This is a genomic window from Methylocapsa sp. S129 (assembly GCF_009765995.1).
Taxonomy (GTDB): domain Bacteria; phylum Pseudomonadota; class Alphaproteobacteria; order Rhizobiales; family Beijerinckiaceae; genus Roseiarcus.
In genome coordinates, this window is record NZ_LMUI01000011.1 from 971,475 (window position 1) to 996,228 (window position 24,754).

The window sequence follows — 24,754 nt, forward strand, 5'->3', positions numbered from 1 at the left end:
CGACAGCTTTCGTTTTGCCCGAAGGCGCCCAGTTTTTCTGACGCCTGCACAAATAACGATTAAAAGGCCGAGGATTGTCTGGCCCGCGAATTGCTCAGTCAAAACGCAGCCTTGGGCCTCCTTTGCGAATTGGAATGCCCGGCATTGCTCGTGGTTAACGCCGGATTAACCTTTCCGGCGCGCAATAGGCTTCTCGGCGGCGGTTTGCCTGGCGAGTCCGGGCATAGCGACGCCGACCTCAGGACGAAGGAGGTTTGCGCTATGGCTCGTACGGTCGCTTCTCCAGAGTTTGTGCGTCAGTTGGAAGGGTTCAGCCTAACGACGGCGGAAATCCTCTATCGGTTGCCCGATCATCCTATCTTGCTGCAAAGCTACGTCTGGCAGGACTACGATCTGGCGCCGCGATTTCCCGCGCTGATGAAATTCCTCGCCTTCTGGCGCGAGAAGCTCGACGGGCCGCTGCATTCGGTGCGTGTCGCTCATACCTCGCTCATCAAGCCGGCGGAGATTCGCAGCATCGGCGTGGAAATGCTGCTGCATTGATCCGGGCCGCCGCTGTCGGCCTCGTTTAGATCCGTCTCAAGCCGCGCGGCGACGCATGAACGCGTCGCTCGATGCCGAAACAATCGTGAATGGCGATCCCAGGCTGGGTTGCGATCGCGATAATGTCGAACGTCGCCACGATGTGCGCCTTCGAGGTCGCCCGGTCGCTCGATGCGCGCTTTCAGGACCCTGCGCATTCGTCACAAATGCGCGTCTTGCCGGCAACAATTTTTGAACCGTATAGGGAGGATTGTCGGGCCGATGCTTGGCCGCCCCACCGAATTTGTTAAGCTCGTCTGGTAACGAGTTGTAAGCCAAGTTGGACGGGGGCGATCCATGACGACCTATTCCGAAACGTTCGGCTATGTTTACGCGGTCGAGGACGATGACGGGAAATTCATCATCGAGAGTACGAAGCCCGTTGCAACCCACGTCAAAGTCTCCGACGACGAGGCGGTGTTGCGCGATCACGACAAATTCAAAATCAATACGAAGCTTGGCGATGATCAGCATGGCGGCCATCACGGCCACAGCGGTGCGGATGAATCCTTGACCTTCGTGTCGCGCGCGACCGACGCCGCGGGAGACCAGGGCTTCATCGCCAAGGATTCGCACGGCGATTATTTCTTCTTCACGCAGGACGAGCTTTCCGGAAAGCATCCCCATCAACTGCATGAAGAGCATGGCGGCGAGCATATCTGCTTCATGCCCGGCACGCGGATCAAGACGCCTTCCGGCGAGACGCCGGTCGAGATGTTGGCGATTGGCGATCTCGTGCTGACCACGGTCGGCGACGCCGTTCCCGTGCGATGGATCGGCCGGCAAACTGTGGCGCGGCTCTTCGTCGACGACTTGCGATTGCCCGTTTGCGTGAAGGCTGGAGCGCTCGCGGACGGCGTTCCGGCGCGCGATCTGCATCTGTCGCCCGAACACGCCTTGTTTGTCGATGGCGCGCTGATCCAGGCAGGCAGCCTTATCAACGGCGTCTCGATTGTGCGCAGCCGCGAGGTCCCGCCGATTTTCATCTATTATCACGTCGAAGTGGATGGGCACGCGCTGATCCTCGCCGAGAATGCCCCTGCCGAGACCTTCGTCGACAATGTCGATCGCATGGGCTTCGACAATTGGCGCGAGCGCGAAGCGCTGGGTCTCGACGACGCGACGATGGTCGAAATGCCCTATCCGCGCGCCAAGGCGTCCAGGCAAGTGTCGCGCGCGACCCGCGAGAGGCTCGCCGAACGAGCAAGCGCGCTCGTCAGGGCCCCGGGCGTCGCCGCTTGAGGACCGCGCCCCCGGCGCTCTTTGATGTTGACGCTTGAATAAGCGCTACCTTTCATTCGACGGGGCGACATGTCTGAATTTCTCAACAATCTTGCTCGTTCGTCCCGCGCCGCCCGGACCCGGGCGCGACATCAGGCGACGGCCAAGGCGCCGGTCGTCGCGGCGGCGACCGAAGAGCCGGATCGCGACGCCTCGTCGAAGACGCCGCCGAGCGAGCAATCGTCCGAAAGCGATTTATCGGAAGTCTTCGCACTGCTCCGCTCGAGCGCGCTCTTTGACGAGGACTACTACGGCCTGAGCAATCCCGATGTCATCGAGGCGGGCAGGGATCCGCTCAAGCATTTCTTTCACTACGGTTATCTGGAAGGGCGTCGGCCCAATCCGGTCTTCGATCCGATTTGGTATCTTGAAACCAATGCGGAAGTGAAAATCGCCGGTCAGCATCCGCTCCTGCACTATATCTCGCTCGGGGAGCGTGAGGGGCGTCGACCGTGCCGTTATTTCGATCCGGCGTGGTATCGCGCGACCTATGCGCTCGCGCCGGATGAAGGCGCGCTCGCGCATTATCTCAAGCACCGGTTCGGCCCCTTCAGCCCGATCCCGGAATTCGACGCGAAATATTATCTTGAGACCTATAAGGACATCGCCGCCGCCGGCGGCGATCCCTTCGATCATTTTATCTCATGGGGTCATCGCGAAGGCCGCAATCCTTCCGCGAATTTCGATACGAAATTCTACCGGCAGCGCTATCTCCGGCGGAATCCGGAGCGCAACCCTCTCGACCATTATCTGGAGCATCGCGGCGAGCCCGATATATTCCCCGTCCCACCGGAGAACGATGCGACGATTTCCGCCCAGGTCAAACGATTCACCAAGCCCGGGCCGCATTTTGAGGAATTCCGACCGCTGCCAATGGGCAGCCACCGGCGCGCCAAGATCCTCGCCTATTACCTCACGCAATTCCATTCATTCCCTGAGAACGACGCTTGGTGGGGCAAGGGCTTCACCGAATGGACGAACATTGCGCGCGGTCAACCGCGCTTCAAGGACCATTATCAACCTCGCATTCCGCGCGATCTCGGCTTCTATTCGCTTGCAGATATCGACACGATGCGCAAGCAAGCGGAGATGGCCAAGGCGGCCGGCGTGTACGGATTCGTATTTTACTACTACACGTTCAACGGCAAAAGGTTGCTCGAAAGACCGTTGGAGCAATTTCTCCAGGCGCCCGATATCGATATGCCGTTCTGCCTGATGTGGGCGAACGAGAATTGGACGCGGCGCTGGGACGGAATGGAAAGCGAGGTGCTGATCTCGCAGGACTATCGCGAGGATGACGACGCGCGCCTCGTGAAGGAATATGCTCGGCACTTCTCCGACCGGCGCTATATTCGAATCCAGGGCCGGCCGCTCATGATGATCTATCGGCCGAGTCTCATTCCCAGCACTGCCAGGACGATCGCGCGCTGGCGCTCGCTCTTCGTCGATCAGTTCGGCGAGAACCCAATCATCATCATGAGTCAGAGCTTTGACGACTATGATCCGTCCGCTTTCGGTCTCGATGGAGCCATTGAGTTTCCGCCGCATAAGCTCACGAAGAATATTCCTCTGGCGGATTTCGATCCGCAAATTCTCGACGACACCTTCTCAGGTCAGATTTTCGCCTATGACGATCTCGTCAAACGCTCGCTTGAGGAAGCGCGTCCATCTTTCCCGCTGATCAAGACGATTGTTCCGAGTTGGGATAACGATGCGCGTCGGCAAGGCGCGGGCCTCGTGGTTCATGGCTCCACGCCTGCGAAATACGAGGCGTGGCTGTCGGCGCTTGTGGAGCGAGCCCAGCGCAATAGCTTTTTCGGCGAGCCAATCGTCTGCGTCAACGCGTGGAACGAATGGTGCGAAGGGGCCTACCTTGAGCCGGACCTGCATTTCGGCGCCGCCTATCTCAACGCCACCGGAAGGGGCGTCGTGGGTGCGACGCAGGACGCCGGGCGGCCGCGGCTGTTGCTCGTCGGACACGATGCGTTTCCAAGCGGAGCCCAGCAGCTTCTCCTCAATATCGGCAAGACGCTGCAAAGCGCGTTCGGCGTGGAGATCGAATTTCTTCTGCTCGCCGGCGGCGCGATGGAGAGCGATTATTCCGCGGTCGCGCCGCTCACCGTCGCCAAAGATCGGAATGCGCTCGCCGCGCGAATCCGCGAGCTTTCGGCGCGACGATTTTCGGCGGCGATCGTCAACACGTCCGCCTCGGGCGACGCCGCGCTGCTGCTGGCCGCTCAGGGCGTAGGAAGCATCCTTCTCATTCACGAACTCCCGCGTCTGTTGCGAGAAAAAGCGCTTGAAGGATCGGCGCGAGCTGGCATCGCAAGCGCCAAGCATGTCGTCTTCGCCTCGGCCTTCGTCTGCGAGAAGGTCATCGAGGCGCTCGGCTTGCCGGCCAGCGAAAAGCTCATGATCCGCCCGCAGGGCTCATACAAGCAGGTGATTTACGCGCCCGCAGAGGCCGAGGCGTTGCGCAAGGAACTCGGGCTCGACGCCCGCGCGCGATTGGTCCTTGGGGTCGGCTATGCTGACATGCGCAAAGGATTCGACCTCTTTCTTCAAGTTTGGCGCCTTCTTCGCTCGACGCGGCCGACGACGCACTTTTGCTGGGTCGGCGGCATCGATCCTAATCTGAAGGAATGGCTCGCAGGCGAGATGGCCGAGGCGATCGCCGCCGGGACGCTGCACATGGTCGGTTATCGCAGCGATGTCGCCGCGTTCTTTTCCGCCGCGGACGCGCTTCTGCTGACCTCGCGCGAGGACCCTTTCCCGACCGTAGCGCTCGAAGCGATGAGCGTCGGCGCGCCGGTGATCGCATTCGACCGTAGCGGCGGCATCGCCGATTTCCTCAAGGAGGAAGCGCTCGGCCTCGTCGTTCCCTATTGCGACGCTCCAGCGATGGCCGCCGAACTGAGGAAGCTGATCGCCGATGGACCCGACCGGGCTATGCAGGCGCGGGCGCAGGAAGCGATCGAGAAACGTTTCGGCTTTCCGCCTTATGTTCGCGACCTCCTTCGCCTTGTCCTGCCGGACCTTGCATCCGTGTCGGTGACGGTGCCGAACTACAACTACGCTCATTGTCTTGCCGATCGGCTGAACACGATTTTCGATCAGACGCATCCGGTCGAGGAAGTCATCGTTCTCGACGACGCATCGCGGGATAATAGCGTCGAGGTCATCGAAGGGGTCGCCGAGGAGCGCGAGCGCGACATCACGCTCGTCATCAACGATGTCAATTCGGGCTCCGTCTTCGCACAATGGGCGAAGGCCGCCGAAATGGCGCAAGGCGACTATATATGGGTAGCGGAAGCGGACGACCTCTCTGAACCGTCGTTTCTAGCGACGATGCTTGCGGCCATGCGCACTGATCCAGCGATCGAAATCGCCTTTTGCGATTCGCGCTCGATTGACGCAGTTGGCGCGCCCGTCTACGCCAGCTATAAGCCATATTTCGAAACGATCGAACCTGGCGCGCTGTCGCGCAGCGAGGTGTTCGAAGGCGCCGACTTTCTGCGTCGCTTCCTGTCTGTGAAGAATACAATCCTCAATGTCAGCTCCGTCGTTTGGCGACGCGACGCGCTGCTGCGTTGTCTCAGCGCCTGCCGCGATGAGCTTTCGCAATATAAGATGGCCGGCGATTGGCGGCTCTATATCGAATGCCTCACTGTTCCCGGCGCGAAAATCGCCTATGTCGCCGACCCTCTCAATGTGCACCGCCGCCACGCGCAAAGCGTCACCCATTCGCTAAAGGCCCAGAAACATGTCGATGAGATTCGCCGGATGCACCGCGCGGTCGCTGAAAGACTCGCTGATCCTCGCGGGGTGACCACGCTGCAGGACGCCTATATCGAGGAGGTCACGAAGCAATTGTTCGGTGGGAAGGCAGCCAGCGAACCGGCCAGAAAACGCAAAGTGCGCGCCAAGCGGAAGGCGTAGCGCCGCGGGCGTTGGCCGGCCTGCGCTATTTCGAGACGGCGGCGATATTGCGCCGGGCAGCCCGGGTCCAGTGCTTGTTCGTCTGTTTGTAACAAACGGGGCAATGCAGGCCTATGGCGCGCTGCGCAGCGTCAAGCTCGCGGACGATCGTCCCGCGACGCCAATCGGGCGTCTCAACGACGACCTGCGCGAAAGCGCGCGTAAAGAGTCCCGGTCCCGTCGACAGCCACAATGTGTCCGAATCTCCTCGATTCATCGCCTCGACAGCCATGACGAGCGCGCGCGCGATGATCGGATGGCCCGACATGGCCCCGATGAAATCATTGCCGATCGTTCCATAATTCTCTTGGTAGAGCGCCAGGGAGGCTCCCGCCGGCGCGAAGGTCGCGATCGGCGCGAGGCAGCGATCGTCCGCGTCAATGTAGAATCCGCCCTCCGCGCTCAGATAGGCGAGGCGGAATATGTCGGCGCGCTGCGCAGGGTGACGGGCCCGCATGAAAGCGCGAACAACGTCGATCGGAAAGCGCGATATGAGGAAGGCCTTCGCCGAGGCGTCGTCAAACAGGCGGTAGGCAAAGTCGGGATGCTTGTCTCGCCAACTCCGCATGATGTCCTGAATGTCGCGCGGCGGCTCGGCGCTGTCCCAGAACTGCACGATGCGCCTGGGAATCGTCGGCGCGGCCTCGTCATGGCGGTCGCTTGCGGATTGCGCGAATTGCCCGCTCTGTCTCAAAGCGATGAGGAGCATGATCGCGGGCGCCGTCTGCGAGGGGTTTCGCCGCACAACATCGCTCAAGAGCGCGAGCCGATCGGCAACAGGCAGGCGACGGGCGTCTTGCAATTCCCGCAAGATTTCGCGATCGAGCAGGAATTCATCGATGATCTGGCCAAGAGGATGTTGCGACGCGTTCAGCGATTGGCCGCGCAGAATGTGGCCTGAAGCGTCCAGATGCACCGACATACGCAGAGCGTCGAGCGCCGCGTCGAGTTCAAGCCCGATCAGGCACGCACGGGCAAGCTCGCCATGGGTCCAACTATCGGCGGGATCAAGCTGCGCGGCGGCGCGATATTCAGCAATGGCCTCGTCATATCGGCGCTGCGCCTCAAGCATTTGCGCGCGAAACAAGCGGACTCGCGCCTGATCTTTGGTGGAGCTCACGGGCGCGCGAGCGAGCGCCGCCTCTCCGCTCGCGAAATCGCCGATTGCGATCGCAACAAGCATTGTCTCCGACCAGAGAAAGAAACTGCCCGCGAAGTCGCAAGAGGCCCGGGCAAGCGCTTCACGCGCGGCCGGCCAATCGCGCGCCTGGCGGGCGAGCTGGACGCGGGTCGCCACGATTTCAGGTTGCGAGCCGCACTGCCTTAGGGCGTCGTCCAGGATCTCCGACGCTTCGGCGGCGTCGCCCGATTGGGCGGCGGCGCGCGCGGCCTGAAGATAGGGCCAGACCTGATGCGGGTGGGCGGCGATAGCCGCCCACGCGACCGCGCGAGCGCCGCCGAAATCCTCGGCCGCCATTGTGCTGTCTGCGAGGTCAATGAGGGCTTCGAGATTGTTCGGGTCTTGTTCGAGCGCGCGCCTGATGATATCTTGGGCTTCATGCGGCTTGCCAAGATTCCGGTTCGCCCTTGCCGCCGCCAGCAACGCTGAGGGATGACGCGGACTGGTTGTCAAAGCGACTTGAACCGTGCGCAACGCGGCGGCCGAATCGCCGAGCCTCTCCTCCAATTGTGCGAATTGTAAACGAGCAGAGACGTGCTTCGGATTGGCGACAAGCACCGACTCGATCATCTCACGCGCTTCGACAAATGCGCCGCGATCGCGCAATTCAACGGCGCGTTCGAGCTTGGCGTCGATGTTCTCCGGTTCGACGCCGAGAACGGATTCGAAAAAGGCGAGCGACGCGGTACGGTCGCCGCGACGGCGCGCGACGTGACCAAGGGCGAGGCGAGGCGCCGGATCCCGCCGATTGGCCTCCAGCGCTTGCGAGAAATAGGCCTGCGCTTCGTCGAGGCGGTAGACGTCAACCATCAACCAACCGAGGCCGCAGAGCGCTGGTGCGCCGAGCGGCTCTGACTTCAGCGCCGCGTCAAATGCCTCGCGCGCCTCCTCCGCGCGACCGATCTCTCGCAAGAGATAACCGAATTCGACGCGCAGACCCGCACTGCCCGGGCTCTTCTCGATCGCCGTCGCGAAGATCGCCATCGCGCCGGCGCGATCGCCGCGCGATTTCTTGAGCTTGGCCATTTCGATCATCGCGGAAACGCTATTCGGCGCGTCGTCGAGAACCCGATGAAACATGGCTTCCGCCTCGTCGGGTCGATCCATCTTTCGCAGGAGATGCGCGATCTGAATTCGTATGGCGGGATTATGAGCGTCATGCGCAGCCGCGGCCTCGAAGGCCGCCAGCGCTTCCTCGTAATCGCCTCGCTCGCCACGAATATAACCCAGGCCGACCAGAGCGCCGCCGTGGCCCGGCGCATTCGACACGATGCTCGCGAACACCGCCTCGGCCTCGGATGGGCGTTTCATTTGGCGCAGGAGATAGCCGATCGCATTGCGCGCTTCGAGATTATGAGGGTTTACCTGAGCTGCCGCCTCGAAGGCGCTGAGCGCGCCTCCCAGGTCGCCGCGTTCGCGAAGCGCTTGGGCGAGTCCGATCAGCGCATCGGCGCGTCCAGGCGCGATCACGAGCGCGTCGCGATAGGCGCGCTCCGCCTCGTCAAAACGTCGAAGCGCGCGCAATTCATGCGCGACCTCGATCTTGAGATCGAGGTCGCCATGCCCTGTCGCCAAGGCTTCCTCGAACGCCGTGAGCGCCTCGACGTGAACGCCGCGCGCCCTCAAGAGGTAGCCAAGGCCCGCGAGCGCGCCGGCGTGCGCCGGCGCCGCTCTGAGGATCGCGCGAAAAATCGTCTCCGCTTCGTCCGCTCTTCCCAGCCGCCGCAAGAGATAGGCGATCTCGTTGTGAATGGCGAGATTATCCGGCGCGAGTGCGCGGGCTTCTTGAAAAACTTCAAGCGCCCCCGCCGGATCGGCGCCGGCGAGCAGGGAATGGCCGAAGCTGACAAGCGCGGCGACGTCCTGCTTAGGGAGCGCATCGCTATGTTCGACGGCATCCGCCGAGGCGCTACGCGCGGCGGCCGCGACCTCAACGTCAGATCGCTCGACGCCCTCGCCGCTGGTCATCGTGACACGGCCTGTCGCACATATTTTGTCGGCGCGAAAGGTTTGCCTTTGCAGCGCTGAATATATTGATTGGCGGCAGATCGCCTTACGACGGACATGACGTGCTGCCCCTTCGTCGCACTCGTTCCAGCAGCAGATCAATAGCGCGTTCGGCGGGCAAGCGGCCAGATTGCCCCTGATTTAGTTAACCGTCGTTTGCCGGCAATGGACGCTCCGCCCGCGGCTCGACGCGTCACAGTACGTGCGTCCCCTTTGCCAGGGGTGGGTGGTATTCCCACGGTCAAGATCTTGGCGGCGCGCTCGCGCCAGCGCCGACGAAAACACGCACGCGGGATTGACTGGACGAAGTCGCCTTGGGGGCCCGTCGCGCACCTTCATCGCCGCGAACAAATGAAAGCATTTGTGGCAGGCATACGCGCTGCAAATCGAAGCGATCGAGCGCCGTCTGCCGCGCGCGAGTCCTCATGCCCCGAAAATCGCCCGGATGCGCAAGCGCCTCAACCACCCGGTCAGCGAGAGCGGTATTGTCGAAGAACGGCGTCAGTATCCCGTTTCGACCGTCAATCACGTCCCGCACCGGCTCCGTATCGGAGCCGATCACCAGACATCCCGTGCTCATCGCCTCGATCAATGACCACGACAGAACGAATGGATAGGTGAGATAAATATGCGCGGACGAAACCTGCAACGCCGCGATATAGTCGCGATAGGGCAGGGGACCGGTGAAGTGAATCCTTTTTCTGTCGATCTTGCCATCGACTTCGGCGAGGAACTTCGCCCGCCAGGTCGTTCCTGGCGGGGCGGGCGCGCCATATGACACACCCTCGGCGCCCACCACCAAAATCTCCGCCTTGGGGCGCAGAGCCATAATGCGTGGCAGAGCGCGCATGAAGATGTGATAACCGCGCAGCGGCTCAAGATTGCGCGCGACGAAAGTCACAACTTCGTCGGACCGCCGCAATTTCCGCCCGGAGGCGAGTGCGAATGTTGCATCGTCCGCGGGCTTTGCGAGATCGACGTCGACGCCTTCGTGGATGACGTGAATCTTGCGCTGGAATTCGCTGGGAAATGTTGAGCGCTGCCACGGTGTTGGCGCAACGCCGGCGTCGCAGTCGGCAAGGGCTAGTAACGTCGCAGCGTTCTTTGCGTGAAGCGCGACATGTCCATCGACTCCCGTCTCGGCAAATTCCGCATCGAACCCGACATCGCGGTTGGTCACCCCATAAAAGAATTCGCAATAGAGGATGAAGCGTGCGCGCGGAAAGAGTGCGCGCAGCGGCAGCGTTTCGCCCCAACCGGGATGAGCCATGATGACATCGGGCGTGAATCCAGACGCGATCAGCGACGACAGGGCATAGAGAACTTGTTCGGCTCGTCGGCTTTCAAGATCGAAACGGCGCGCAAATGGATGCGTCGCCGCCACATCGACACTATCGAGGCTGTATTTGACGGTGTTGACGCTCTTGAGTCCGCGCGACGCGGCGGCGCCTATCGCGCAGACGCGCACCTTTGGGTCGCGCGCGAGCGCGATCGCAATATGCCGGTATTGCGCCGGGAAATTGTTATGAACGAACAGAACATTCATGCGAAAGGTCCGCTTTGGACCAGATACGAGGCGCGCAAATACGCTTCGTTCCCTTGGAATCCAGGAAGCCATGACTTGGTCGGGTCGTTGGCGGGGCGATCCATTTTTACCGGCTTTCTTGTTGAGGACATGCGGCCGCATATCGCGCCGTCAATCAGAGCCATAATGGCGGCTCGTTGGGGACAGGCGGAGCATTGAGACGCGCCGCCATCGCACGGGGCCGCGAGGCGAGCGCCGAGAACGGGTTGGGATCGAGCCCGAGTATTGGGCTGTAATAGGGGTCTGAAGCGAGCGCATCGCCCCATTTGGCGCGCAGGTTCCTGAGCTCCCGCTCAAAGCGCGGCCTGCGGTCGCTATGTCGGTCCGTGCCGCGGCTCGCCGATTCCAGATGCATCAGCTTGGCATGCGGCGTAAAGACGATGCGCTTCCCGAGGGCGCGTAATTTGAGGCAATAATCGACGTCATTAAAATTAACCGGAAAGTGGTGCTCGTCCATGCCGCCGACTGCGCGGTAATCTTCTCGCCGCGTCGTCAAACACGCCGCCGTCACCGCGCTGCATTCGCGCGCGACGCGAAGCATGTCGCCATAACCGGGCTCGCCATCCATGCGGTCTCTAAAGGCGTGCGCGGCTTCGAATTTCGGACCCAGCACGACGCCGCCGTGTTGGACAACGCCGCTTGGCCACAACAACAGCGCGCCGACGGCGCCGACATCACCCTCTGCGAGGCGGCTCAGCATCTCTCCCAGCCAATCGGCGTCGAGCGCTTTGATATCGTTGTTGAGAAGACAGAGGACATCGCCACTCGCCGCTTCGGCCGCGTAATTGTTTAGCCGAGCGAAGTTGAAGGGGCCAGGAATGCGCAGCACAGTCGCGCCAGCGTCTTCCAACGCCGCCAGATAGTCCAAGGCGTCCGGATCGGATGAGCCGTTGTCGACCGCCATGATCTCCGCGTCCATTTGCTCCGCGACCGGACGGATCGACTCGACGCAACCTCGCAGTAAGCGCGGCTGATTGCGTGTGGGGATGATGATGGTCACCCGCGGCCGTTCGATGAGTCTTTTGACGCGACAACTGGGGAGGGCGCTCGCAGAGGACATTGTCGCCGTCGCCGCGATCCCTCTGCTTCGCAGGTGCGCATTGGACGCCGTCGCGAGCGCCTCACCCATTGCCTTCACATTAAGCGTCGGGAGCGTTGCTAGCGGGCCTGGCAGATGTGCGATGCGGCGAACGGATGCGGCGCCGTTCTCCAGAACGCCGTGGAAGAGACGATAGAGATTGGATGCTCCGTTCGCCGCCGAGCGTCGCGCGGTCGCGGGGCGCAGCGCAAAGAGATAGGCGCAATATCCCTGTTCAAGCATGCGCTCATAGTCAAAAGCAGGAAACGCGAGCGGCCAGCTCGATCCGTTCCGGCTCTGGATGTCGATGTCGGCAAAGACGACATCGACATCTTCGAGATTATCGAGCGCATCAGCGATCCTGGACAGAGCGGACGAAGAAAGCACACTCCCCGCGAGTGTGAAGAGAATAAAATCGCAAGTCGCGCCATCGCCGTCGAGAAAGTCGAGAAGATCGGCGCTCGTGAAGCCCATGGGATCGGATGTCGGCGGCAGCGATGCCGCGATCCATCTCTCATCTGTTTGGCCGCGAAGGCTTGCAAGCGTTTCGTCGGCCGCGCCAGGCCCGACCATGATCACCGCGCCGCGCAGCGCGACGGACCCGTGCGGCGGAACTGCAAAGCGCTCACGCCAGCTCTGATAATCGGCGAAGGGTGTCGACATGGGCATTAATCGATTGAAAAGCTCGGCTCTCGCGCGGTTTTGTTCGCCGACGCCGCCCGCGAGCATGGATTCATCGAGCCCGCCGGCGAAGGCGAGGAAGGCGAGCGGGCTTCCCTCAAGACTTTCGCCTCTATCGTCCTTCGCATCGACCTGATGCACCGCGCCGTCTCCGAAACGCTCGGGCAGATGCGCGTCGAAGGCGCGCACCGCGCGCGCATTGTCCTCGCCGGCCCCCATGTGGCTCCACGCGGCGGCGCGAACGCGCATGACCAGGAGCCCGTCGACAAAAATATTCACCGCTGCGTCTTGCAGATCGCCCGCGATCCAGCCGGAAAAGCGGAGCCCGCTCAGCCAGCGTAAGGCTCCAGGGCCGGAATGACGCGGCTGCTCCTCGAAAGGTCCGTCGAGAATGATGGGAACGCCGATGGCTTCGCCCAAATTAGCCACACGCGCATCGATCACGGCGCTCTCGCTCGTAAGTTCGTCCGAGAGAGAAAACGAGAAACCGTAGCAACCGTCGCCGATCCGCGCTTCCGTGAGTTCAGGTACAGGCGCGTCCGCGCGTACGACCTTGATGGGAAAGCCGTCCAGGAATATCTCCACCGTGAACTTGCGTGTCGGGTCGCTTGCGCTCGCGATATGCCCGCAAAAGGTTCTGCGCCCGGTGCGGACAAATCTCGTCCGCATGCCCATATCAGCGAGCGGGTCAGGATTGCGCTGCGGGCGGGCGCGCGTCATCAGTGTCCAATCCATTTCGCCAGCGCGCCGACGATAGCGTCCAGGTCGGAGCGTGGGTCGATTGCAAGATCCCCCTGTCGCGGCTTGATCTCGCCCATGGTCCAGTCGAGAAAAGAGACCGGGAGGGCCGACGAGGCGGCGAGCGACATTGCCGGATGTCCGAAAAGGGGGCGTGCGGCGCTGACAAACAGCGCATCGAGCCGGTAAGCCTCGATCACACGTGCGAATTCGTTCTCATCGACTTTTCCAGCCACGGATATATTGCCGAATTGCATGAGGTTGAAATCGTCGAGAGTCGCGCCGATCACGGTGATGAAGACCTCGGGTCGGGCGCTCGTGAATGCCCGCGCGATGGAGCCTAGCAGGCGCTGTTCTTGAACGTCGGATCGAATGGGAACAATGCCGAGATTGCGCACGCGCGCGGCGCGCCGTCGGCGTGGCGCGCGCGTGCGATTGGGCGTCTTGTCCAAGATGATTGTCCGGTTCGGCAATATCCTCGATGCGAAAGCGCGCGCTCCGTTGCATGGCGCAAGAATTCTGCGCGCTTTGGTGGCGATCGTCCGCCAGACCGCGATCGAATGACTGTCTTTACCCAAGAAATTCTGGTCTTGGCCGTCATCTCGCTTACCTATCGCAATGCGGCGAGGGATCGGCTTGCCGTCGAAAAAGCCATAACGACAATCGTGCAAACCGGCGTCGGCGATGACCATGTCGTGGGGAATGTTAAGATCGAACAGCATATCCGCGAGTACTGCCGGGACACGGGCGGCGTCGAGAAATTCGATGCCCGACGGACGAAGTTTGCACAGATAGGCGTGCATTGCCGATCGTTCGTCCGCAGACGCGAGCGCGAATTGAACCGATTGAGGCAGCCCGCCCGCCGGATCGAACAGCCGCGCGTTTGCTCCACTCGCTCCTCGACGCATTTCGAGAATAATTGCGCGCCGGCCTCGCGCGGCGAGCCTTATGGCCCGTGCGCGCGCAATTTCGCTCAAAGCGCCCTCGCGCGTGACCAGAAGACGCGGGCGGCGGCGCGGCGGAGCGGCGGCCCGCTCGATCCTCTCGCGCGCCGTGCGGAGGGGATCGGCAAGCGTGAAGGCTGCACATTCCCCGCGATGCGTTGGAAAGCGGCGCTCCAGCGTTTCGAGATTGCGCACGACAAGCGACCGCTTCTCTGATCCGAATGATTTCGTGCCGGCATGACCGACATAGGTCGACGCCGCGCAGACATTTCTGAATCCGCGTTCGCGCGCCCGGAGACAGAAATCAACGTCTTCGAGATAACCGCGATGATAGTCTTCCGAGAGCGGGCCGATCGCGTCGAGGCAAGCGCTGGTCACATAGAGGCAAAAGCCGATTCCGCTTGGGATGTCGACGACGATTCCGTCGTTTGCCGAAGCAGCGATACGGCCGATGCGTTCGATTTCCGCCGGCGTCTGGAGGTCATTGGCGATGTTCGCCAAGGGGAAGCTGGTAAATTCGCCGTTGTTGGAGAACGGCGTGACCGTGCCGATGTCGACCGATGAATGCGCGGCGGCAGAAAGTCTGTCGATGAAGCCTGACGGCACGATCGTGTCAGCGTTGAGCAGGATGACGTCGCCGTCGGGCGCGTGGGCCAGCGCGCGGTTGATCGAGCCGATGAAGCCGAGGTTGTGCGAATTTGTCAGCACCTTGACGCGCTCGGCGCCCGCGAGCGTCGCAAGATGATCCGCGATGCGCCGATCAGGCGTTGCGTCGTTGACAAGCAGCGCTCGATGACGCGGCGCTGTCCTCATCTCCGCAAGAAGACTGTCGAGGCAGGCCCGTGTCGACTCATAATCTGCGTAGATCGGCACAATGACCGTCGCTGGCGCCTCGTGAGCGACCGCAGCGGACGCAAAGCGGCGTGGAGAAAACACGCCTCTGTCGTTCGCCGCGGTTCGCAGGGAATGGAAGGCGCCGTGTGGGCCGGACAGCACAATGGTTTGTGGGGACGCCGACATGGGCCTCGCCAGAGAGAAACTTACCGCGGCGCCGTCGCCAGCGAGCGGATGGAAGGGGTCCGGATCGAAGGTGGCGGTCATATTGTTGGCGCCGCCGGCTATCGCGATTTCGAACGCCCCTCGGCCTTGCCAAGCGGCCCAGCCTTCGATCGCGTTGTCGAGAACCGACAGCTTCGCAAAGGCCATTCGCCCGTCATCGAACAGCGCTTTAACCGCCTTTCGCAACATGCCCGGATCGCGATCATTTGCAATAAGGGCCTGGGCGGCCCGAGTCCGCTGAGCGCGCCCGCCCCAAGCCAGCAATTTGCGGTTGGCGGCAATGTCGTCGGGCGCAAGTTCGATCGCTTTCTCGATATCGGAAATAGCGTTCGTCTTGTCGCCCATCCGGCGCGCAGCTTCGGCGCGCAGAATGTAGCTATGCGGCTCGGGAGCGGGAGATATCCGGCAACGGCGATCGGCCAACCGGAAAGCCGTCATCGGATTGTTGTCGGCGAGCGCTCGTGCGGCAAGCAGTTCGAGCGACTGGTGGTGAGGCTCATCAAAGATCGTGCGATCGCTTGCCATGTTCGAAGCTCGCAACGGTCACTGTCAGGAAAGAGAAGCCATCTCAAGGGGTCGGCGCGGCCGCCGCCCTATGAGGAGGCCGCAAGATGATCGTGCTGGACGCTGCTTCGAAAGACGCGAACGCGGCTCGACGCGCGAGCAGGGCGGATCGGGGTCAGCCGCGGCTCGCTCGGCCGCTCGACATCGAGCTCCTGCACGCTCAGTCGGAGACCGACAAGCGGCTCACGCCCAGTCGGCCCCGAGAGAACGACGCGTTTTCCTGTTAGGCGCATGGCCGGCGCGCCAAGGAAAATGGCTTCGGCGACAAATTGAAAATGAGCGGCGCCCGGTCCCGACATTTCCATCATAACGCCAACAAGGGGAACTGCTTTGCCGCGCGTGCCCGCGAACCCCCCGGACTGCATGATTTGTCCAGACACGGCCTGTGCTCTCGCGGTCTTGACGGAATAGCAGATATCAAGATCGTCCGGCTTGCCAGGCCATTCGATCGAGAGCCCTTCGATCCTCGACGGCGCCGACGGTCCGGCTAGCCATTGTTCGGCGCGGGCGGCGACGTCTCCAATGCTCGCGACATGAGCGAGGACGCGAAAATCGCGTAAGTCGCGCGATGTTCGCGAAATTTCGGGGGAAGCCTTCATCTGTGGTTCACGGGCCGCCACGCTCTGCGTCAGCGGCTCGATCCGGACCGTTGCTGCGACGGAACCGTTCTCAGCGAGAGGCTTTACATGAACTGTCAGCCTTCCCGGCGCCGCGGCGCGCACGACGAGGCCGTCGCCGGGCCGCGACATCACCGCCTCATTGTTGTCGGGATGAAGAACGAATTGAATATTCCTGTCAGATGTCGGCTCTGAGGACACCATGACTTTCGGAGGTCGAATTTCATCTTCTGCCGAGGCATAACGAAGAACAAATAACCCCTTTTCGACTTCGACAATCTTGTGTTTTCTCGCGTTCTCCATACCGACCCCCGCAACGCGTTTACTCGGGTATCTGTTTCAGCATAGGACAGTTAATTCGCCAAAATCAGCACTATAAACTCTATGCTCACGATGATTAGCAAGTCAATAGTTTTAAAAAATTTAACTCAATCCTTTTTTCCGCTGATTTAATAATTATAATTGTTGTATAATTTAAATAATATTGTATTAGTTTTGCTATTAATATTTCTAGACGTAGACGCCGAGTCATAAATAAATACCGAATTCCCGTGGAATTTTAGAGCGGGTTCGCCGTCATGGACACCGGGCATCGTCTATCAGCCGGCGCAGGCGCGAGATCGCATGCCGCGGCGCCGAAGGATTTCGCTCTAAGGGCGTTGGACAACCGCCCGTATTTCAGTCCGACGAGGTCCATCGGCCTGAGAATGCGGCTTTGTGAGCTTTTGACGGGAAAATGATGCGCCGCAAAAAAATATCGGCTGCTGAATTTTTCAGGCGTCGAAAATAAAACGAATCTCGTCCCAGAAAAATCGTGAGAGTTCCGACCTTTACGCTAAAGCATTTCAAAACTTAACTATATAAATCTGTCCGTTGCCGGCTGAAAGAGAAATAAAACACTAAAAATGTTGATATTTACTTTTCATCTCGTCAATACGTCGATCGTAATTTTTCTATGAACATCGATCCAGAAAATTGGTTGATGTCAATAAATGTGTCGATAAATAATTGAGGGGATTTCGAAAATGGCTGCTTACGATCTACCTCTGACGGGCGCTAACAGCCTCGATAGTATTCTCCAGACTGATGGCTTCGATGCAGCAATCAGGCAGAACATAATCGACTACCTCAACAACGCTGGCGATTCACCGCCAGTAAGCGTGCAGATCGGCGGTTATCCCGGTTTCCAGGCGGACGCCAACGGCAATCTTCCTCAGGTCCTCATCGTTCCGCCGTCATCGATCGTGGTGAATACGGATGACGATCCCAACCTTCAGGTCATCGTCGATCCCGACGCGTCTGTGACCGTCACTGGAGCCGGTAGCGAGCTCGTCGTCGTCGGCGCCGGCGACAACAGCGTGAATCTGGATGGGACGGGCAACAACATCGTCGAGATGGGCAACGGCAGAGATACGGTCTTTGCCGGCGCAGGCTCCGACACGATTTACGGGGGCTCCGGCCCGGACGCGCTGCATGCGGGAACCGGCGACTTTCAGCTTCTTGAAGGCGGCAACGGCGCCGACACGCTCTGGGGCGGGTCCGGGTCTTCCGACACGCTCGTTGGCGGCAAGGGCGACGACGTTCTTCACGCCGGGACCGGCGACTTTCAGCTTCTCGAAGGCGGCAAGGGCGCCGACACGCTCTGGGGCGGGTCCGGGTCTTCCGACACGCTCGCCGGCGGCAACGGCGCCGACGTTCTTCACGCGGGGACCGGCGACTTCCAATTGCTGGAAGGCGGCAAGGGCGACGATACGCTCTGGGGCGGCACGGGAACGTCCGACACGCTCGCCGGCGGCAAGGGCGACGACGTGCTCCATGCCGGCAGCGGCGACTATCAGTCGCTTTCGGGTGGTTCAGGCAGCGATACGCTGTGGGGTGGAACGGGGTCTTTTGACACGCTCTCGGGTGGCAAAGGCAACGACGCGCTCCATGCCGGCAGCGGCGCCGATCAATCGCTTTCAGGCGGCTCGGGCAATGATACGCTGTGGGGCGGAACTGGCGCGTGGGACACGCTCTCGGGCGGCTCGGGCGCGGACGTGCTGCACGGCGGCTCGGGAACCCACGAATTGCTGTCGGGCGGCGCCGGCGCCGACACGATCTACGCCGGACAGGGCGGCGGCGATACGCTCGATGGCGGCGCCGGCAACGACACGTTCCACGTCGGCGCCACAGGCAGCGATACGATCGACGGCGGAACGGGAACGAACACGCTCGATTTCGACAACCACGCGGACAATTCAGCCGTCCATATTTCGACGACCAGCGGGGTTACGACGGTTCACTTCTCCGATACCGGCCAGACTTTCACGGTCAGCAACGTTCAGGAGATCGTCTTCGACGATCACCAACACACCAGCATCTAGCCCTTTCGTGGCGTCGGCGGTTCTGGAGCGCCACAGCCGCCGAGCGCCAATTGTTCTGCCATTCCTGGGGCTGGCGAGGACGGGCGCTTGGCGCCGCGGCTCCAGGGGTCCCGCTTGGGGCCCGCGCGCCCGAACGAAGAATGGCGGCGAAGGGCGACGGGCCTCAATCCAGCGCCCGTCGCCGGCTTGTCAGTCACACATTTCGAACGGCGGCGCGCACGCTGTTCAGAGGGGTTTCGCATTGACGTCAACATGCCGAGGCGCACAATGTCGTTGACGACGGGCGCAGCGACTGTCGCGACGGAATTCGCTCCAGAAGGGCCTGTCGAGCCCACGGGCCTCGCCTGCCTTGTCATTGTCGCGCGCCATCATGGCTTGCATCTGACGATCGCCCAATTGATCCGCGACAATCTCCTCACCGGAGAAGAGGTCTCCGCTTCCCAACTCCTCAAATGCGCGCGGTCGGCGGGGCTCAAGGCGAGCGCGCTGCGGCTTAGCGGGAGCCGGCTGAGCCAACTCAAGAAGACTCTGCCGGCCGTCGTCAGACTGAAGAATGGCGCGAATATGGTGCTGCGCCGGATCGACGGGGAAGCGGATCAGACGCGCATCGTTCTTCAGGATCCAAACGCGAGCGACGATGCGCCGCTCATCATTGATCGTCCGCGCTTCGAAGAGGTCTGGACGGGCGAGACCATCCTCGTTAAGCGCAACTATGAAATCTCCGATGAGTCGCAGCCGTTCAGCATCGGCTTCGTTCTCGCCCTATTGTTCCGTGAGCGCTGGATCATTCGCGACATCGCCATTTGCGCGATCGTGCTCAGTTTTCTGGCTCTGACGCCGATCATTTTCTGGCGCCTGCTCTCAGACAAGGTCATCTACTACAAGGCTTACAACACGCTGTCCGTCCTCTGCGTCGCGATGGCGGTGCTCGTCGCGTTCGAAGCCATGTTCGCCTATCTGCGCCAACTGCTCATTCTGCATCTGACGACGCGCGTCGACGTCAAGCTCGCGAAATATATGTTCGACAAGATCCTCAACCTGCCTATCGACTTTTTCGAACGAACGCAGGTCGGACGTATCACCTATGATGCGCAGCAGATCTGGCGCATTCGAACGTTCCTGATGGGCCAATTGTTTGGCACCGTTCTCGATTCGACGACGATGCTCGTCTTCGTGCCGATCATGTTCTTTTTCAGCACCACCATGACGCTGATCGTCCTTGGCTCCTGTGCGGCGATGTCGCTCTGGATTATCGGAATGCTCCCTTACACCAGGCGCAAGTCGAACGCGGTCGAGGCCGCGGAGTCACAGCGCGGCGCATTTCTCGTTCAGACGATCCACGGCATTCGCACGGTCAAGTCTCTGGCGCTTGATACGCGACAGCGCCATATCTGGGACGTTCACACCGCGCGCGTCGCCAAACTGCGCTTCGCCGAAGGCATGGCCGGCAACCTGCTCCATTCCGTGGTGCGGCCGTTCGAGCGTTTCGCCGTTAGCGGTTCCTTCGCGGTCGGCGTCTATCTCGCGCTTTCGTCGGACGACCCGGTCTATATCGGCGCGCTTTTCGCATTCTTGCTGCTTTCGCAACGGGTCTCCGGGCCGCTGTTGCAGATGGCCAAGCTCGTCAATCAATATGACGAGGCGCGTCTCGCAGTGGCGGTGGTCGCTCAACTCGTCAATCAGACGCCCGAAGAAGGGCGTGGCGGCCACGGCGTTCGCACGCCGCTCGAAGGCCACGTTCAATTCTCCAATGTCACGTTCAAATATCAAGGTGCGTCGAGCCCGGCCCTGCGGGGCGTATCGTTCGACGCGCCCTTGGGGGCCACACTCGGCATCATGGGCCGAAGCGGCTCAGGCAAGACGACGATCACCCGGCTGCTTCAGCGCCTGCACTCGAATTATGAAGGCTTGATCAAGATCGACGGGATCGATGTGCGTGAATATGACATCGATCACCTGCGCCGGAGCCTTGGCGTCGTCCTGCAAGATAATTTTCTGTTCAGCGGAACGATCCGCGAGAATATAGCCGCCGCCAAGAGCGATGCGAGCTTCGATGAGGTTGTTCGCGCCGCCAGACTCGCCGGCGCCGAGGAGTTTATCGATAAGCTGCCGCGCGGCTACGAAACCATCATCTATGAGGGATCGCCGAATCTGTCGGGCGGCCAGCGTCAGCGTCTCGCCATCGCGCGCGCATTGATCGTCGATCCCCGCATTCTGATCCTGGACGAAGCGACGAGCGCGCTCGACGCCGATAGCGAAGCGATCGTCAACGCCAATATCGCACGTATTGCTCAAGGCCGCACGTTGATCGTGATATCGCATCGTCTTTCGTCGCTTGTGACGGCCGACGCCATTCTCGTGCTTGAGCGCGGCGAGGTGCACGACTTCGGCCGGCACGAGGAGCTTCTCGAACGTTGTGACATCTACAGCAATCTCTGGCATCAGCAGACCCAGCATATGACCGCGTCGACGCGGGTTGAGAAACAAACTTACAATGGGCCGCGCCGTGTCGGTTAGGTCGCTCACACTCGGAACGCGGGGTCGACCCGGAGGAAGGGCGGACGAAGCGCGTGATGCGGCGGCGCTCGATGTCATTCACCAGTTCGAATCGGAGACCGCGACGATCGAGCGGGATCCCGTTCCGCGCTGGGCCCGGGTCACCATTCTGACGCTGACCGCGTTCCTCGTGTGCGGAATCGTCATCATGTCGCTCACACGGATCGACCGCGTCGTGACGAGTAAAGACGGCAAGATTGTCACGACCGGGCAAATCAACGTGCTCCAGGCGCTCGATCCGTCGATCATCAAGAGCATCGATGTGGGTGAGGGGGATGAAGTGCGCAAAGGGCAGGTGCTCGGCGCGCTCGATCCAACTTTTGCCGCCGCCGACGTGAGGCAATTGCAGCTTCAGGTCGCAAGCCTTGAGGCGCAAGCGGCGCGCGATGAGGCGCAGCTCGATGATCGCCCGCTGACGCTCCCAGAAGCCGGAGCCGATTCCGAACTGCATCGCTATGGCGAAGTGCAGAGGAGTTACTACGAGCAGCAGATGGCGCAATATAAAGCGCAACTGGCCAGCTTCGACGCCAAGATTGCACAGGCGCAGGCGACGATGGCCAAGTTCGGGGCTGACGAATCACACTTCCGGGACCGACAGGATATTGCGCAGAAGATCGAAGATATGCGATCGATCCTCGCTTTGCACGGCACGGGCTCCCAACTCAATCTTCTTAACTCCCAGGACCAGCGCATGGAGCTCGCGCGCAGCCTCGACTTCGACCACAGCAGTCTGGTTGAGGCGCAGCACACGCTCGCTTCTCTCACCGCCGATCGCGCCGCTTTCGTGCAACAATGGTCGACGCAATTGAGCCAAGACCTTGTCGCCACCCGCAATAGTCTCGATCTCGCACGCTCACAGTTCGAAAAGGCGACCAAGCATAAGGATCTCGTTCGACTTACCGCGGGCGAACCTTCGGTCGTGCTCACAATCGCGCGGCTCTCGGTCGGATCCGTCCTCAAGGAGGGCGACACCCTCTTCACGCTCATGCCGACCAGCGCTCCTGTCGAAGCGGAAGTCTTCATTTCGGCACAGGAGATAGGTTTTGTCCGTCCCGGCGATCGTTGCGTGCTCAAGATCGCCGCCTTCAACTATATGGAGCACGGAACCGCCAGCGGCACGGTGCGCTGGATCAGCGACAACGCGTTCACGACCGACGATGACGGCAAGCCGGTCGAAGCCTATTATAAAGCGCGCTGCAGCGCCGACGGGTTGAATTTCCGCAACGTTCCGCCGAAATTCCGTCTCATTCCGGGCATGACGCTGGAAGCCGACTTGAAAGTGGGGACGCGATCGGTCGCTATGTACCTTCTCGGCGGCGTGATGCGCGGGCTTAACGAGGCGATGCGGGAACCATGATCCGCAGTCGAGAAAAAGCGACCAAAGTTTGGCCGGCGCTCGCCGCGACGTTGCGGATTCGAGGCGCGGCGTGGCGATGAATCTCTCTTTCTTTAGCTCGAGGCGCGGCGGTTCGAGCTATGGATCCGTCGCGCCGTCGCGCTGGACCCGGCGCGGCCTCGCTTATCACAAGAATCGGCATTTTCTTCGCGCGTTGGAAGCCTGGAGGAAAGCGAGCGCGCGGGGCGACGCAGAAGCGAATTTTTTACTGGGACGGCTTTATGCGCGCGGCGAGGGGGTCATCCGCAGTGTGCCGGACGCCGTCGTCTGGTATCGACGCGCCGCAGACGCCGGCCATGTCGATGCGCAATATCAACTTGGCCTTATCCATCTCAACGGCGCCGATTCCGGCGGGGACGGGCGCAAGCTGTGGTTCGACTCCGCGTCCAGACGCGATAGCGGGGCGGCCGAGAGGACGCGCGACATGTTCTTTCCCTGCGGAGTGACCGTCGAGCAGAATGCCGATGAGGCCGCACGCTGGATCGGCGCCGCCGCATCCGCCGGTAAGCCGGAGGCGCAGGCCGCGTGTGGCGATCTCTGCCGGCATGGGATCGGGTTGGCGCAAGACTTCGCGGAGGCGCGCCGTTGGTATGAGCTGGCCGCTGAAAAGGACATTGCGTCGGCCGAATTTGGCCTTGGCGACATCTATTTTCAAGGTCTTGGCGTCCCCATCTCCTGTGAACTCGCTGCCGACTGGTACGAGAAGGCCGCCGCGAAAGGCGCCGTAAAGGCGCGGGTGGCGCTGGCGTTCATTTATCAATCGGGCGCCGGCCGACCGGCCGATCTGGAGAAGGCGGGCCGCCTCTTCGCCGAGGCGGCCGAACAGGGCGAGCCGCGTGGGCTCTACTATGCGGCCCTGATGCATCTGAGAGGCGACGGATTGCCTGAGAACGCGGATAAGGCCGAGACCTATCTGCGCCGCGCGGCTAAGCTGCAATATCTGCCCGCCATCATTAGCCTCGCGGAATTTTACGCACGCGCCGACAGCGTTAAACAAGATCCTCGCGAGTCGGCGGATTGGTATCGCCGAGCAGCCGAGCTTGACGACCTGCAGTCGCAGTTCTTTATCGGACGCATATATGCAACCGGCGCAGGCGTCCCCCTCAACTTACGCGAATCGGCGCGATGGTTCGAACGCGCCGCCAAGCGCGGGCACGCCACCGCCGCCCACAATATCGCGATCTATCGTTCGAAGGGCGCAGGCGTCGCCAAGGACCTTGCAAAAGCCGTCGAATGGCATAGAGCGGCCGCAGAGGGCGGCGTGATCGCTTCGCAAGTGCGGCTGGGCAAGATTTATGCAACGGGCGACGGCGCTCCGCGCGATATAGGCCTCGCGGTGCTTTGGCTGCGCAAAGGCGCACAGAGCGGCGATGCAGAAGCGCAGACCGCGCTCGCGCTGCTGCATCTGCGGAGCGAGACCGAGCCGACCGATCTTCACGAGGCGGAGATCATGCTGAAAGCCGCGGCGACGGGCGGGCACGCGCCTGCCGCTTTGCAACTGGGGCATCTTTATGCGGGCAAATATTCCGCTCCTGCGAAACCGGAAGAAGCGCTCGGTTGGTATACGAAGAGCGCCGAGGGGGGGCATGCGGAAGCCCAGTACGTGCTCGGTATGATGCATCAGGACGGACGAGGGACGCCTGAGAATTCGAGGCGCGCGGCCATCTGGCTGGAGAAGGCCGCAGGCAGCGGCCACGCGCTTTCGCAATTCCAACTCGCGGTGATGTATTCGACCGGGCAGGGCGTTGCGAAAGATCTCGAACAAGCGGTGGCTTGGTACGCGCGCGCGGCGGAGGGGGGCCACGCGGTCGCGCAGCACAATTACGCAATTATGCTGGCCAAGGGGCAAGGTTGCCATGCCGACAAGGCAAAGGCGGCGCACTGGCACAAGAAGGCCGCTGATCAGGGTTTGGAACAATCCCGCGCCGCTCTCGCTTTTCTGAGCGCCATCGCAAGCGAGGCAAAGCCGGATGATCGCCCGCCGGAGACTCCAGATGTCGGAGCGGCGGCTGCGCGCGAGGCAAACGCCAGCGTCGATGCGCCCTCTGCGACGCCCTCTCCAGTTCGCCGATCTCATCTCAATCAGGCGGAGGCCATGTCAAGGGTCGAGCGAGTTCCATGAATCCTGCCTCAGGCCAGGATCGC

At 61.4% G+C, this 24,754-nt stretch carries 12 protein-coding genes; 7 read left to right on the plus strand and 5 right to left on the minus strand.

The genetic code is table 11. From position 1 onward, the window contains the following. The first annotated feature begins 261 nt into the window (after positions 1 to 261). The 3 genes from GSQ90_RS07080 to GSQ90_RS07090 all read left to right on the plus strand — a co-directional run bounded on the left by GSQ90_RS07080 (position 262) and on the right by GSQ90_RS07090 (position 5,802). Complete coding sequence (locus GSQ90_RS07080) at positions 262 to 543, plus strand: usg protein (RefSeq protein WP_158814048.1); 282 nt, start codon at positions 262 to 264, stop codon at positions 541 to 543. A gap of 336 nt (positions 544 to 879) precedes the next feature. Continuing rightward, positions 880 to 1,824 carry a Hint domain-containing protein gene (locus tag GSQ90_RS07085; protein ID WP_158814049.1) on the plus strand — a complete coding sequence of 315 codons (945 nt, stop codon included), beginning with the start codon at positions 880 to 882 and terminating at the stop codon, positions 1,822 to 1,824. A 69-nt stretch (positions 1,825 to 1,893) separates the two neighbouring features. After that, entirely contained in the window at positions 1,894 to 5,802 is a 3,909-nt protein-coding gene (locus tag GSQ90_RS07090) for a glycoside hydrolase family 99-like domain-containing protein (protein ID WP_158814050.1), read from the plus strand. 25 nt (positions 5,803 to 5,827) lie between these two features. Here GSQ90_RS07090 and GSQ90_RS07095 read toward each other — a convergent pair whose 3' ends face one another. From GSQ90_RS07095 to GSQ90_RS07115, 5 genes are all read right to left on the minus strand, one after another. Further along, positions 5,828 to 8,989 (minus strand): tetratricopeptide repeat protein, encoded by a 3,162-nt coding sequence (locus tag GSQ90_RS07095; RefSeq protein ID WP_158814051.1) that lies wholly within the window; start codon positions 8,987 to 8,989, stop codon positions 5,828 to 5,830. Between the two features lie 280 nt (positions 8,990 to 9,269). After that, positions 9,270 to 10,574 carry a glycosyltransferase gene (locus tag GSQ90_RS07100; RefSeq protein WP_158814052.1) on the minus strand — a complete coding sequence of 435 codons (1,305 nt, stop codon included), beginning with the start codon at positions 10,572 to 10,574 and terminating at the stop codon, positions 9,270 to 9,272. Between the two features lie 154 nt (positions 10,575 to 10,728). After that, entirely contained in the window at positions 10,729 to 13,092 is a 2,364-nt protein-coding gene (locus GSQ90_RS07105; RefSeq protein ID WP_158814053.1) for a glycosyltransferase family 2 protein, read from the minus strand. Further along, positions 13,092 to 15,638 carry a glycosyltransferase gene (locus GSQ90_RS07110; RefSeq protein WP_158814054.1) on the minus strand — a complete coding sequence of 849 codons (2,547 nt, stop codon included), beginning with the start codon at positions 15,636 to 15,638 and terminating at the stop codon, positions 13,092 to 13,094. Before GSQ90_RS07110 ends, GSQ90_RS07105 begins: the two co-directional genes overlap by 1 nt. A 68-nt stretch (positions 15,639 to 15,706) precedes the next feature. Continuing rightward, positions 15,707 to 16,426 (minus strand): hypothetical protein, encoded by a 720-nt coding sequence (locus tag GSQ90_RS07115; RefSeq protein WP_158814055.1) that lies wholly within the window; start codon positions 16,424 to 16,426, stop codon positions 15,707 to 15,709. 893 nt (positions 16,427 to 17,319) lie between these two features. On the opposite strand from GSQ90_RS07115, the gene GSQ90_RS07120 reads away from it, so the two are divergent. From GSQ90_RS07120 to GSQ90_RS07135, 4 genes are all read left to right on the plus strand, one after another. Next, positions 17,320 to 18,657, plus strand: a complete 1,338-nt coding sequence (locus GSQ90_RS07120) for a calcium-binding protein (protein ID WP_158814056.1) — start codon at positions 17,320 to 17,322, stop codon at positions 18,655 to 18,657. Between the two features lie 267 nt (positions 18,658 to 18,924). After that, positions 18,925 to 21,174 carry a peptidase domain-containing ABC transporter gene (locus GSQ90_RS07125; RefSeq protein ID WP_158814057.1) on the plus strand — a complete coding sequence of 750 codons (2,250 nt, stop codon included), beginning with the start codon at positions 18,925 to 18,927 and terminating at the stop codon, positions 21,172 to 21,174. Continuing rightward, a complete protein-coding gene (locus tag GSQ90_RS07130) occupies positions 21,164 to 22,570 on the plus strand; it encodes an HlyD family type I secretion periplasmic adaptor subunit (protein ID WP_246731438.1) in 1,407 nt (468 codons plus the stop codon). The genes GSQ90_RS07125 and GSQ90_RS07130 overlap by 11 nt, the downstream gene beginning before the upstream one ends. Before the next feature lie 76 nt (positions 22,571 to 22,646). Continuing rightward, positions 22,647 to 24,731 carry a tetratricopeptide repeat protein gene (locus GSQ90_RS07135; RefSeq protein ID WP_210254839.1) on the plus strand — a complete coding sequence of 695 codons (2,085 nt, stop codon included), beginning with the start codon at positions 22,647 to 22,649 and terminating at the stop codon, positions 24,729 to 24,731. The last annotated feature ends 23 nt before the right edge of the window (positions 24,732 to 24,754 follow it).